Below are 12,905 nucleotides of genomic sequence, written 5' to 3' on the forward strand. Positions count from 1 at the left end.
GCTTCACGAGGTGACGACATCCCCCGTGTCCACCGGGGCCGTCGCCGTCGCCGCGCGGCGGGCGGAGGAGGCCACCTCGTCCGCGGTCAGGACGTAACCGGTCTCGTCGTCGGTCGTGGAGCGGGCGAAGACCACCCCGTACACCCGGCCGTCGGTGGTCAGCAGCGGACCGCCCGAGTTGCCCGGGCGCACGGTGGAGCGGATCGAGTAGATCTCGCGGGTCACCGTCTCGTCGTTGTAGATGTTCTGCCCGGTGGCCTGTATGCGGCCGGCGACCGTCGCCGCCTGGAGATCCAGCGCGCCGTCCTCCGGGTAGCCCGCCACGACCGCCGAGTCGCCGCGCGCGGCATCGGTGTCGAAACGCAGGACGGGGGCGCGCAGCTGCGGCACGTACAGCACCGCCACATCGCGCCGGGGATCGAAGAGCACCACCCGCGCCGCGTACGACGGCCCGACGCCGCCCACGCGGACGTCCGGCCGGTCGATGCCGGCCACCACGTGCGCGTTGGTCATCACGCGCTGCGGGGCGTACACGAACCCGCTGCCCTCGCGGCCCTGCGTCCCGGCGGACCCCTCGATCTTGACGGTGCTGCGCCTGGCGGCCTCCGTGGCGGCCGGGGTGACGCTGTCGCCCGTGGGCCTGGCGACCTCGGCCGTCGACTCGTTCTCGAACGGGTTGAAGACCTGCGGGAAACCCGCCTCGGTCAGCGCGGAGGTGGCCCGCGAGAACCAGGCCGGAGTCGTGTCCGGCATCGCGTCCTGCACACCGCCCAGCAGCCGCGAGTCCCGGATCGCCGACGTCAGCAGCGGCGAGGAGGACGCGGCCAGCACGCTCGCCGCCACCCAGGACACGATCAGCACCGCCACCGCGTTGGCCGCGGCCCCGCCGATGCCGTCGGCCACCCGCAGCGGCCCGCGGTCCAGCTCCCGGCGCAGCCGCAGCGCCAGCCGCCCCGCCAGCTCGTGCACCAGCACGGCGGGCAGCAGCACGGTCAGCACCGCGGCCACCGTCGCCCGGGTGGTGCCCGGAGTGACCAGGTCCATCACCCACGGCAGCAGCCACACGCCGATCGCCGCGCCGCCCACGAAGCCGGCCAGCGACACACAGCCGGCCACCAGCCCGCGCCGGTAGCCGGACGCCGCGTAGGCCACCATCACGAGCAGCAGCAGGATGTCGAGCAGGTCCACTGAGCCGCCTTTCTCCAGGACCTCGTAGCAGGACCTCTTAGTACGTGTGCGAAGCGCTCCTTGATCAGCGCGCGGCGGCGTGTCACCGGGATTCGGCCACGCTGCGTACACCTGGAGGAACGCCCCGGACCCGGATGATGGTTCCACCCGGTGTCACACCACACATCGCGGGCGGACCCGATCCGTCGGACAGTAGGACCATGCGTGCCATCCGACGGGTCACGGCGGAGCGGGTGCGGGGTCTCCCCGGGGGACGGGGAGCCCTCGTGGTCCTCGGCTGCGTACCGGGACTGGCCGCCGCGCTCGCGCTCGTCCTGTGTGCCGACGGCGTGGAGCGCGGCGCCGAGCGGGAGAAGCGGCCCGTCGCGGCGCGCCCCGCCTCCTACCACGCGGCCCGGCCGCCCATCGTGCCCCGGGACGTCTGGCTGGACGAGGAGAGCCTGCACACCCAGCCGCCCCCGCGCTACGACGACAAGGTGATCGCCGTCTTCGTCCACCACACCGACTCGCCCAACGACTACGACTGCGCCGACTCGCCGAGCATCATCCAGCACCTCTACGCCGGCCAGACCGGCGGCCGGCACTGGGACGACCTCGGCTACAACTTCGTCGTCGACCGCTGCGGCACGATCTACGAGGGCCGGGCCGGCGGCACCGACAAGCCCGTCACCGGCGCCCACACCCAGGGCTTCAACCACCGCACCGCGGGCGTCGCCGCCCTCGGCACCTTCACGGCCGGAGTGACCGTCCCCAAGGCGATGACCGACGCGATCGCCGCGGTCGTGGCGTGGAAGCTGGGGCTCTCCGGGACGGACCCGCGCGCGGAGGTACGGCTGACCTCCAGCAACGACCTCAGCCGCTACGCCGCCGGCACCACCGCCACGCTGCCCGCCGTGGCCGGTCACAACGACGGCTACTCGACGACCTGTCCCGGCGCCGCCCTCAGCGCCCGCCTCCCGGAGATCCGGGCCACCGCGGCCCGCCTCCAGGGCCGGCTCAGCCCTTGAACCGCTCCCACAGCCGGGGAAAACGCTCCGCCAGCGCCCGCTCGTCCTCGAAGTCCACCGGCGTCCCGGACGGCTCCGCGGGTGCCGGCGGCAGACCGAGGTCGGGGGCGACGGCACCGGTGAGCTGCTCGTACGCCTCGTCGGCGGCGTAGCCCAGCTCCTCCCCGTCGCCGTCGAACTCCTCGTCGAAGTCGTCCAGCAGCTCGGCCAGCGAGTCCGGGTCGTGCACCGCGCCCTCGTACACCTCGCGGCCCTGGCCGATCAGCCAGCAGCGGAAGAAGTCGAAGGCGTCGTCGCTGGCCCCGTCGAGCAGGACCCAGGCGGCACCCCAGACGTCCCAGGTGTACGCCCGGTTGTAGCGGGCCTCGAAGTGGCGGGCGAAGTCGAGCACGGCGTCCGGGTCCAGCTGGACCAGCCGCTCCACCAGCAGATCGGCCTGCTCCTCGGGGTCGTCCTCGGCGGCCTCACGGGTGGCGTCCACCAGATCCCAGAACTCCGTCTCGTCCATCACGGGTCAAGCATCGGCCCTGGACGGGTGGGGCGCACGTGGAGTGCGACGGATTGTTATGGGGCGTGCGCTCGGTCGGCGTACAGGGCGGCCAGACGTATCGCGTCGGCGGCGAACCGCTCCCGCAGCGACCGCGGGGCCAGCACCTCCACCCGTGGGCCGAGCGCCGCGAGCTGGCCGTGGGCGACCTCCTCGGACTCCACCGGGACGGTCACCGTCGTCCAGCCGTCCTCGTCCGGGGCGCCCGCGGCCTCCAGCGCCTCCCGCGCGGCCCGCGGATCGAGGGCGCGCGGCAGGGCGCGCGCCCCCTCGGGGGACACCCGCAGGACGACCTCGGCGCGCAGGAGCGACCGCGCGAACTGCTCGGCGCGCTCCTCCCAGAACCCCGGCAGGTCGAACGCCTCGTCCCGCTCGAACCGCCCGTCACCGGCGTCCACGGCGGTGAACCGGTCGATCCGGTACACCCGGTGCGCGCCGGCCCCGGCGACCCGGGCGCACAGGTACCAGACGCCGGCCTTCAGCACGAGCCCGTACGGCTCCAGCTCCCGCTCGACCTCGTCCGCCCCGCGCCGGTAGCGGGCGACGATCCGGCGGTCGTCCCAGACCGCCTCCGCGACGGCCGGCAGCAACCCGGGCGTCCTCGGCTCCGTGAACCAGTTCGGCGCGTCGAGATGGAAGCGCTGGGCCGCCGTACGGGAGGCGTCGCGCAGCGACGGCAGCAACGCGGCCGACACCTTCAGCCGCGCGGCCGACGCGGCGTCCTCGAGGCCCATCTCCCGCAGCGCCCCCGGCACCCCGCTGAGGAACAGCGCCTCGGCCTCGCCGCGCGCGAGCCCCGTCAGCCGGGTCCGGTACCCGCCGACCAGCCGGTACCCGCCGGCCCGGCCCCGCTCGGCGTAGACCGGGACACCGGCCTCCGACAGCGCCTGCGCGTCCCGGGTGACCGTCCGCTCGGACACCTCCAGCTCCCGCGCCAGCTCGGCGGCGGTCATGGAGGGCCGGGACTGGAGCAACAGGACCATCTTGATCAGACGAGCGGCACGCATACGGTCATCATGCCGGGGCCCACCGACAGCGAAGGGGCACGGCGAGCGCCGTGCCCCTTCGTCCAGTCGTCCCGGCCGCCTACAGGCCGTACTTCTCGCGGGCTTCCTTCACCGCGGTGGCCTTGACCTCGCCGCGCCTGGCGAGCTGGGCCAGGGCCGCGACGACGATCGACTCGGCGTCGACCCCGAAGTGGCGGCGGGCCGCGTCACGGGTGTCGGAGAGACCGAAGCCGTCGGCGCCGAGCGAGGACCAGTCCTGCTCGACCCACTGCGCGATCTGGTCCGGGACCTGGCGCATGTAGTCGGAGACCGCGAGCACCGGGCCCTCGGCGCCCTGGAGCGCCTGACGGACGTACGGGGTCCGCTCCTCGCCGCGCAGGAGGGCCGCGTCGGCCTCCAGCGCGTCGCGGCGCAGCTCCGTCCAGGAGGTCGCGGACCACACGTCGGCGGCCACGCCCCACTCCTCGGCGAGCAGCTGCTGCGCCTTGAGCGCCCAGTGGATCGCGGTGCCGGAGCCCAGCAGCTGGATGCGCGGGGCGTTCGCCGCCGGGGACAGCCCCGCCGACTCCGCCGTGTTGAAGCGGTACAGGCCCTTGACGATGCCCTGGTCGATGCCGTCCACGGCGGGCTTCGCGGGCTGCGGCAGCGGCTCGTTGTAGACGGTCAGGTAGTAGAAGACGTCCTGGTCCTCGCCGGGGGCCGCCTCGCCGTACATCCGGCGCAGACCGTCCTTGACGATGGCCGCGACCTCGTAGGCGAAGGCCGGGTCGTACGTCAGCGCCGCCGGGTTGGTCGCCGCGATGACGGGGGAGTGGCCGTCGGCGTGCTGCAGGCCCTCACCGGTCAGCGTGGTGCGGCCGGCCGTCGCGCCGACGAGGAAGCCGCGGCCGAGCTGGTCGCCGAGCTGCCACATCTGGTCGGCCGTGCGCTGCCAGCCGAACATCGAGTAGAAGATGTAGAACGGGATCATCGCCTCGCCGTGCGTCGCGTACGACGTCGAGGCGGCGATGAAGTCGGCCATCGAACCGGCCTCGGTGATCCCCTCGTTGAGGATCTGCCCGTTCTTCGCCTCCTTGTAGTACATCAGCTGGTCGCGGTCGACCGGCTCGTACGTCTGGCCCTTCGGCGAGTAGATGCCGAGGGACGGGAAGAGGCTCTCCATGCCGAAGGTGCGCGCCTCGTCGGGGACGATCGGCACCCAGCGCCGGCCGGTCTCCTTGTCGCGGACCAGGTCCTTGACCAGGCGGACGAACGCCATGGTGGTGGCCACGTTCTGCGAGCCGGAGCCCTTGTCGAAGGCGGCGAACGCCTTGTCGGCGGGGGCCGGCAGCGGGGCCACCGGGTGCAGACGGCGGGCCGGGGCGGGACCGCCGAGGGCCGCGCGGCGCTCCTGGAGGTAACGGACCTCGGGCGCGTCGGCGCCCGGGTGGCCGTAGGGCACCACGCCGTCGACGAAGTCGCTGTCCTTGATGGGCAGTTCGAGGCGGTCACGCATCGCCTTGAACTCGTCCACCGTCAGCTTCTTCATCTGGTGGTTGGCGTTCTTCGAGGCGAAGCCCTCGCCCAGGGTGTGGCCCTTGACCGTCTGGGCCAGGATCACGGTCGGCGCGCCCTTGAACTCGACGGCGGCCTTGTAGGCGGCGTACACCTTGCGCGCCTCGTGGCCACCGCGGGAGAGGTGGAAGCACTCGAGGATCTTGTCGTCGCTCAGCAGCTTCGCCATCTCGGCGAGCGCCGGGTCCTTGCCGAAGAAGTCCTCGCGGATGTAGGCGGCGTCGCGCGTCTGGTACGTCTGCACCTGCGCGTCCGGTACCTCGCGCAGCCGGCGGACGAGCGCGCCCGTGGTGTCGAGCTGGAACAGCTCGTCCCAGGCGGTGCCCCACAGCGTCTTGACCACGTTCCAGCCGGCGCCGCGGAACTGGGCCTCCAGCTCCTGCACGATCTTGAAGTTGGCGCGGACCGGGCCGTCGAGGCGCTGCAGGTTGCAGTTGATGACGAAGGTCAGGTTGTCCAGACCCTCGCGGGAGGCGAGTGCGAGGGCGGCCGTGGACTCCGGCTCGTCCATCTCGCCGTCACCGAGGAACGCCCACACGTGCGAGGAGGAGACGTCCTTGATGCCGCGCGCGGTCAGATAGCGGTTGAAGCGCGCCTGGTAGATCGCCGACAGCGGGCCGAGGCCCATGGAGACGGTCGGGAACTCCCACAGCCAGGGCAGCCGGCGCGGGTGCGGGTACGACGGCAGGCCGTTGCCGCCCGCCTCCTGGCGGAAGTTGTCCAGGTGCTGCTCGGTGAGGCGGCCGTCGAGGAAGGCGCGGGCGTAGATGCCCGGCGAGGCGTGGCCCTGGATGTAGAGCTGGTCGCCGCTGCCGTCGCCCTCCTTGCCCTTGAAGAAGTGGTTGAAGCCGGTCTCGTAGAGCCAGGCGGCGGAGGCGAAGGTGGCGATGTGGCCGCCCACGCCGTGCTTGGCGCCGCGGGTCACCATCGCGGCCGCGTTCCAGCGGTTCCACGCGGTGATCCGGCGCTCCATCTCCTCGTCACCGGGCACGGCGGGCTCACCGGCGGTCGGGATGGTGTTGACGTAGTCGGTCTCGAGGAGCTTCGGCAGCGCGATGCCGGTGCCCTCGGCCCGCTCCAGCGTCCGGCGCATCAGGTACGCCGCACGGTGCGGGCCGGCCGCCTCGGCGACCGCGTCCAGCGAGGCCTGCCACTCGGCGGTCTCCTCCGGGTCACGGTCCGGGAGCTGGTCGAGCGCGCTCGGCCGGATGGCGTTGGGGTCGGTCATGTCGCCGCCTTCCTCAGTCGAAGGGGGTTCCCTCATCGGCAAGGGTTCGGGGTTGCCCTTTGTCTTTGGCAGGACAGGGCGGTGACCTCGGTGGAGGTCCAGCGGTGACAATAACTCCCTGATCGATGATCGATCAAAGGGTTCCCGGGTAAAACATCGCGTTCCGGGGAAAGTAGGCATGCGGTGCCTCGGTGGATGGCACCCGGTGCCGTGTTTTCGAAGGATTTCCGCAGGTGAGCGGGGTGATGCTCGACTGTCGATCAGGCCCGCGGGGCGCAGCCGAGCACATGCGCCTTCACCAGTTCCGCGATCCTCGGATCCCGCCGGCGGAACGCCTGGACCAGCTCCTCGTGCTCCTCGGCGTACGACTGCTGAACGGTGCCGAGCCAGCGGATGGACAGAGCCGTGAAGACCTCGATGCCGAGGCCCTCCCAGGTGTGCAGCAGCACCGAGTTGCCCGCGGCCCGCACCAGCTCGCGGTGGAAGCCCACCGTGTGCCGCACCTGACCGGTGCCGTCGGCGTCCCGGTCGGCCTCGTACAGCGCCGCCACATGCGGTTCCAGCGCGGAGCAGTCCTCGGCGAGGGCGTCGGCGGCCAGCTCCGCGGCGATGGCCTCGAGGCCGGCCCGGACGGGGTAGCTCTCCTCCAGGTCGCCCGCGGTCAGGTTCCGCACCCGTACGCCCTTGTTGGGGGCGGACTCGATCAGCCGCAGCGACTCCAGCTCGCGCAGTGCCTCCCGGACCGGGGTCTGGCTGACCTCCAGCTCGGTGGCGATGCGCCGCTCGACGATCCGCTCGCCCGGCTGCCAGCGCCCGCTGATGATCCCCTCGAGGATGTGCTCGCGGATCTGTTCGCGCAGCGAGTGGATGACGGGGGCGGTCATGAGAGCTCCTTAGGGCGCGTTGACGTTTAGACAATACGGCGGTTGCGCTCCGCGGGGAGGGCCGACGACGGTGCTTTGGTGCAGGTGAGACGAGGCGCACACGCGGTGATGGATGGGGCGCCCACGAGCTCGGTGCGCGGGTGCCGCCGGGCGGGTACGGGTGCGTCGGGGCCGGTCGCGCGGTTCCCCACTCCCCTGGAGGGGCGTTCGCGCCCGGGTACAGAGCGGCGCCCCGTCCGGAATCGATCCGGGCGGGGCGCCGTACTGCCGAACAGTGAGGATCAGAGGCCGAGCTCGACCTCGAACTCGCCGGCCTCGAGGATCGCCTTGACCGCCGTCAGGTAACGGGCCGCGTCGGCGCCGTCCACCAGGCGGTGGTCGTAGGACAGGGTCAGGTACGTCATGTCGCGGACGCCGATGACCGTGCCCTCCTCGGTCTCGATGACCGCCGGGCGCTTGACTGTGGCACCGATGCCGAGGATCGCGACCTGGCCCGGCGGCACGATGATCGTGTCGAAGAGCGCACCGCGCGAACCGGTGTTGGAGATGGTGAAGGTCGCGCCGGACAGCTCGTCGGGCGTGATCTTGTTGCCGCGGACCTTGCCCGCCAGCTCCGCCGTGGCCTTGGCGATGCCCGCGATGTTGAGGTCGCCGGCGTGCTTGATGACCGGGGTCATCAGGCCCTTCTCGGAGTCCACCGCGATCCCGACGTTCTCGGAGTCGAAGTAGGTGATCGTGCCCTCGGCCTCGTTGATCTTGGCGTTGATGACCGGGTGGGCCTTCAGCGCCTGGGCCGCCGCCTTCACGAAGAACGGCATCGGGGAGAGCTTGACGCCCTCGCGCGCGGCGAAGGAGTCCTTGGCCTGGGCGCGCAGGCGCATCAGGCGGGTGACGTCGACCTCGACGACCGAGGACAGCTGCGCCTGCTCGTGCAGCGCCTTGACCATGTTGTCGCCGATGACCTTGCGGATGCGCGGCATCTTGACGGTCTGGCCGCGGAGGGGGGAGGCCTCCAGGGTCGGCGCCTTCTTGGCGACCGGGGCCGCGGCGGCAGGAGCCGGCGCGGCGGTGGCGGCCTTGGCGGCCTCGGCGGCGGCGATGACGTCCTGCTTGCGGATACGGCCGCCGACGCCGGTGCCCTTGACGGAGCCCAGGTCGACGCCGTGCTCGGCGGCGAGCTTGCGCACCAGCGGGGTGACGTAGGCGCCCTCGTCGGTCGCCTGCGCGGCCGGAGCGGCGGGAGCCGCCGGGGCCTTGGCCGGAGCCGGAGCCGGAGCGGCCGGGGCCGCCGGAGCGGGGGCCGGGGCGGCGGGCTGGGCCGGAGCCGGGGCGGCAGCGGCGGGCGCGGCCGGAGCGGCGGGGGCCGGGGCGGGCGCGGCGGGCTGGGCCGGAGCCGGAGCCGCGGCGGGGGCCGGGGCCTCCTGCGCCGGGGCGGCCGCCGGGGCGGCACCCGCGGCACCGATGACGGCGAGCTTGGCGCCGACCTCGGCCGTCTCGTCCTCGCCCACCACGATCTCCAGCAGGGTGCCGGACGCGGGCGCGGGGATCTCGGTGTCGACCTTGTCCGTGGAGACCTCGAGCAGCGGCTCGTCGGCCTCGACGGAGTCGCCGACCGACTTCAGCCAGCGGGTGACCGTGCCCTCGGTGACGGACTCGCCGAGCGCGGGCAGGACGACGTCCGTGCCCTCGGCGGAGCCGCCGCCGGACGCGGCCTCGGCGGTCGGGGCGGGCGCCGGGGCGGCCTGCTCGGTGGACGGCGCGGCGGCGGCCGGCTCCGGAGCCGCGGCGGGCTCGGGCTCGGGCTCGGCGGCCGGGGCCGGGGCGGCGGCCGGGGTGCCGCTGCCGTCGTCGATCACGGCCAGCTCGGCGCCGACCTCGACCGTCTCGTCCTCGGCGACCTTGATGGAGGACAGGACGCCGGACGCGGGGGAGGGGATCTCGGTGTCGACCTTGTCGGTGGAGACCTCGAGCAGCGGCTCGTCGGCCTCGACGCGCTCACCCTCGGCCTTCAGCCAGCGGGTGACAGTGCCCTCGGTGACGCTCTCGCCGAGCGCCGGAAGGGTTACGGAAACCGCCATGGTTTCGGTTGCTCCTTACGAATTGCGGAAGTCTGTGGGCGTCGCTGGGACGCGGAGTCGCTTCGTCGGCCGAGGGTCAGTCGTGCGCGTGCAGCGGCTTGCCCGCCAGCGCCAGGTGCGCCTCGCCGAGCGCCTCGTTCTGCGTCGGGTGGGCGTGGATGAGCTGGGCGACCTCGGCCGGCAGCGCCTCCCAGTTGTAGATCAGCTGGGCCTCGCCGACCTGCTCGCCCATACGGTCGCCGACCATGTGGACGCCGACGACGGCGCCGTCCTTGACCTGGACGAGCTTGATCTCACCGGCGGTGTTCAGGATCTTGCTCCTGCCGTTGCCCGCGAGGTTGTACTTCAGGGCGACGACCTTGTCCGCGCCGTAGATCTCCTTGGCCTTGGCCTCGGTGATGCCGACGGAGGCGACCTCGGGGTGGCAGTAGGTCACGCGGGGGACACCGTCGTAGTCGATCGGGACGGTCTTCAGGCCGGCCAGCCGCTCGGCCACCAGGATGCCCTCGGCGAAGCCGACGTGCGCGAGCTGGAGGGTCGGGACGAGGTCACCGACGGCGGAGATGGTCGGCACGTTGGTGCGCATGTACTCGTCGACGAGGACGTAGCCGCGGTCCATCGCGACGCCCTGCTCCTCGTAGCCGAGGCCCTGCGAGACCGGGCCGCGGCCGACGGCGACCAGCAGCACCTCGGCCTCGAACTCCTTGCCGTCGGCGAGGGTGACCTTGACGCCGTCCTGGGTGTACTCGGCCTTCTGGAAGAAGGTGCCCAGGTTGAACTTGATGCCGCGCTTGCGGAAGGCGCGCTCCAGGAGCTTGGAGCTGTTCTCGTCCTCGACCGGGACGAGGTGCTTGAGGCCCTCGATGACGGTGACGTCGGCGCCGAACGACTTCCACGCCGAGGCGAACTCGACGCCGATGACGCCGCCGCCCAGGATGATCGCGGACTTCGGCACGCGGTCCAGGACGAGGGCGTGGTCGGAGGAGATGATCCGGTCGCCGTCGATGTCCAGGCCCGGCAGCGACTTCGGCACGGAGCCGGTCGCGAGCAGCACGTGGCGGCCCTGGACACGCTGCCCGTTCACGTCGACGGAGGTCGGGGAGGACAGTCGGCCCTCACCCTCGATGTACGTCACCTTGCGGGAGGCCACGAGGCCCTGCAGTCCCTTGTACAGACCGGCGATCACGCCGTCCTTGTACTTGTGGACGCCGGCGATGTCGATGCCCTCGAAGGTGGCCTTCACGCCGAACTGCGCGCTCTCGCGGGCCTGGTCGGCGATCTCGCCCGCGTGCAGCAGGGCCTTGGTGGGGATGCATCCCCGGTGCAGGCAGGTGCCGCCGACCTTGTCCTTCTCGATCAGGGCGACGTCCAGGCCCAGCTGCGCTCCGCGCAGGGCCGCGGCGTAACCGCCACTACCACCGCCGAGGATCACTAGGTCGAAAACGGTGCTGGCGTCGTTCGCCACGTCACGTCCTCCATGCATGTGCGCCACGCCGGTCTCCAGTGACCGGTCGGCGGCTGGTGTCCGGCCGCTCGTTCTTTCGGCCCTTGGTGGGGCCCTGTCCTGCCGAGCCCCATCTTCGCACTTGTCCACACCGAACGAGACGCCGGGCCTGTGTGTGAGACGTCCCACTCGGCGCCGTCCGGCGGCCCCCGGACCGGACGGCGACGGGGCCTCGCCCTACCCGCGTGCGAGGCCCCGTCGGCCGGGAACCGGGTGTCAGCCCAGGTCGCCCGCGGCCGTCAGCTCGGCCAGCCGCACCAGCGTCCGCACCGCGGAGCCCGTGCCGCCCTTGGGGGTGTACCCGAACGGGCCGCCCTCGTTGAACGCCGGGCCCGCGATGTCGAGGTGCGCCCAGGTGATGCCCTCGCCCACGAACTCGCGCAGGAAGAGACCGGCGACGAGGCCGCCGCCCATCCGCTCGCCCATGTTGGCGATGTCGGCGGTCGGGGAGTCCATGCCCTTGCGCAGGTGCTCCGGCAGCGGCATCGGCCACGACGCCTCGCCGACCTCCTCGGCGGCCTCCACGACGGCCGCGCGGAACGCGTCGTCGTTGGCCATCACGCCGAAGGTGCGGCTGCCGAGCGCCAGCACCATCGCGCCGGTCAGCGTCGCCACGTCCACGATGGCGTCCGGCTTCTCCTGGGAGGCCGCCCACAGCGCGTCGGCCAGGACCAGGCGGCCCTCGGCGTCGGTGTTGAGGACCTCGACGGTCTTGCCGCTGAACATGCGCAGGACGTCACCGGGACGGGTGGCGGAGCCGGAGGGCATGTTCTCGGCCAGCGCCAGCCAGCCGGTGACGTTGACCTCGAGGCCGAGGCGCGCGGCGGCGACGACGGCGGCGAACACGGCGGCGGCACCGCTCATGTCGCACTTCATCGTCTCGTTGTGCCCGGCCGGCTTCAGCGAGATGCCGCCCGAGTCGTAGGTGATGCCCTTGCCGACGAGCGCGAGGTGCTTGGCGTTGCGCGAGTGCGTGTACGTCAGCTTCACCAGGCGCGGGCCGGCGGCGGAACCGGCGCCGACGCCCAGGATGCCGCCGTAGCCGCCCTTGGCGAGCGCCTTCTCGTCGAGCACCTGCACCTTGATGCCGTGCTCCTTGGCGGCCGCCGTGGCGATCGCGGCGAACGACTCGGGGTTGAGGTCGTTCGGCGGGGTGTTGATGAGGTCGCGGGCGCGGTTCAGCTCCTCGGAGACGGCCGTGGCGCGCTCGAGGGCGGCCTTGTGCGCCTTGTCGCGGGGCTTGGCGCCGAGCAGCGCGGCCTCGGCCAGGGGCGCCTTGCCGTTCTTGCGCGCCCCGGAGCCGTCCTTGTACGCGTCGAAGGAGTAGGCGCCCAGCAGGACGCCCTCGGCGATCGCGCCGAGGTCGGCGGCGTCGGCCAGCGGCAGCGCGAACGCGGCCTTCTTGGACCCGGCGAGGGCGCGCGCGGCCACACCGGCAGCCTTGCGCAGGGCCTCGCCCTCGAAGCCGGCCTCCTCGTCCCCGGGCAGTGCGCCGAGGCCGACGGCCACGACGACCGGGGCCTTGAAGCCGGACGGGGCGGGGAGCTTCGTCACCTCGCCCTCGGAGCCGGAGGCGCCGAGGGTCTCCAGGACGCCGGCGAGCTTGCCGTCGTACGCCTGGTCCACGGCCTCGGCGCCGGGGGCGACGACCAGGCCCGCGCCCTTGGAGCCGGAGCCCTTGGCGACACCGATCACGAGCGCGTCGGCGCGCAGGCCGGGCGCCGCGGCGGTGCTGAGAGTCAGAGCAGTCACGGTGGTGATTTCTCGCTTCCGATGTGAAGTTGCGGTGGCCGAAAGGTGTGGGTCGGCCGGGCTCGAGGGCCGACCCTAGTTCCGACCTGGCGGTGCGGGTGTCAGCGGGGCCTTCCCCGGTACGGCACGAACACTGCGGCTGAGCCTACGCTCGCG

General features: G+C 72.6%; 9 protein-coding genes. 1 reads left to right on the top strand and 8 read right to left on the bottom strand.

The window, feature by feature from the left end; translation table 11 throughout:
* Positions 1-3 precede the first annotated feature (3 nt).
* A complete protein-coding gene (locus ACFV46_RS19860) occupies positions 4-1,188 on the bottom strand; it encodes a MarP family serine protease (RefSeq protein ID WP_385499023.1) in 1,185 nt (394 codons plus the stop codon).
* 200 nt (positions 1,189-1,388) lie between these two features.
* Here ACFV46_RS19860 and ACFV46_RS19865 point away from each other — a divergent pair, with 200 nt between their 5' ends.
* Positions 1,389-2,195, top strand: coding sequence for a peptidoglycan recognition protein (locus tag ACFV46_RS19865; protein WP_361934714.1), 807 nt, complete (start codon positions 1,389-1,391; stop codon positions 2,193-2,195).
* Here ACFV46_RS19865 and ACFV46_RS19870 read toward each other — a convergent pair.
* The 7 genes from ACFV46_RS19870 to ACFV46_RS19900 form a co-directional block, all read right to left on the bottom strand.
* Complete coding sequence (locus ACFV46_RS19870) at positions 2,185-2,703, bottom strand: DUF4240 domain-containing protein (protein ID WP_361934773.1); 519 nt, start codon at positions 2,701-2,703, stop codon at positions 2,185-2,187. The two genes, ACFV46_RS19865 and ACFV46_RS19870, sit on opposite strands and share 11 nt — an antisense overlap.
* A gap of 56 nt (positions 2,704-2,759) precedes the next feature.
* Positions 2,760-3,749, bottom strand: a complete 990-nt coding sequence (locus ACFV46_RS19875; protein WP_361934711.1) for a WYL domain-containing protein — start codon at positions 3,747-3,749, stop codon at positions 2,760-2,762.
* A gap of 79 nt (positions 3,750-3,828) precedes the next feature.
* Positions 3,829-6,531, bottom strand: coding sequence for a pyruvate dehydrogenase (acetyl-transferring), homodimeric type (aceE, locus tag ACFV46_RS19880; RefSeq protein ID WP_385499024.1), 2,703 nt, complete (start codon positions 6,529-6,531; stop codon positions 3,829-3,831).
* A gap of 260 nt (positions 6,532-6,791) precedes the next feature.
* Entirely contained in the window at positions 6,792-7,415 is a 624-nt protein-coding gene (locus ACFV46_RS19885; protein WP_361934706.1) for a GntR family transcriptional regulator, read from the bottom strand.
* A gap of 281 nt (positions 7,416-7,696) precedes the next feature.
* Positions 7,697-9,493, bottom strand: coding sequence for a 2-oxoglutarate dehydrogenase, E2 component, dihydrolipoamide succinyltransferase (gene sucB / locus ACFV46_RS19890; RefSeq protein ID WP_385499026.1), 1,797 nt, complete (start codon positions 9,491-9,493; stop codon positions 7,697-7,699).
* A 76-nt stretch (positions 9,494-9,569) separates the two neighbouring features.
* On the bottom strand, positions 9,570-10,958 hold the full coding sequence (gene lpdA, locus ACFV46_RS19895; protein ID WP_361934701.1) for a dihydrolipoyl dehydrogenase: 1,389 nt from the start codon (positions 10,956-10,958) through the stop codon (positions 9,570-9,572).
* A 255-nt stretch (positions 10,959-11,213) separates the two neighbouring features.
* A complete protein-coding gene (locus tag ACFV46_RS19900; protein WP_385499027.1) occupies positions 11,214-12,749 on the bottom strand; it encodes a leucyl aminopeptidase in 1,536 nt (511 codons plus the stop codon).
* Between the last annotated feature and the right edge of the window lie 156 nt (positions 12,750-12,905).

It is taken from the genome of Streptomyces sp. NPDC059852 (assembly GCF_042731455.1).
Taxonomy (GTDB): domain Bacteria; phylum Actinomycetota; class Actinomycetes; order Streptomycetales; family Streptomycetaceae; genus Streptomyces.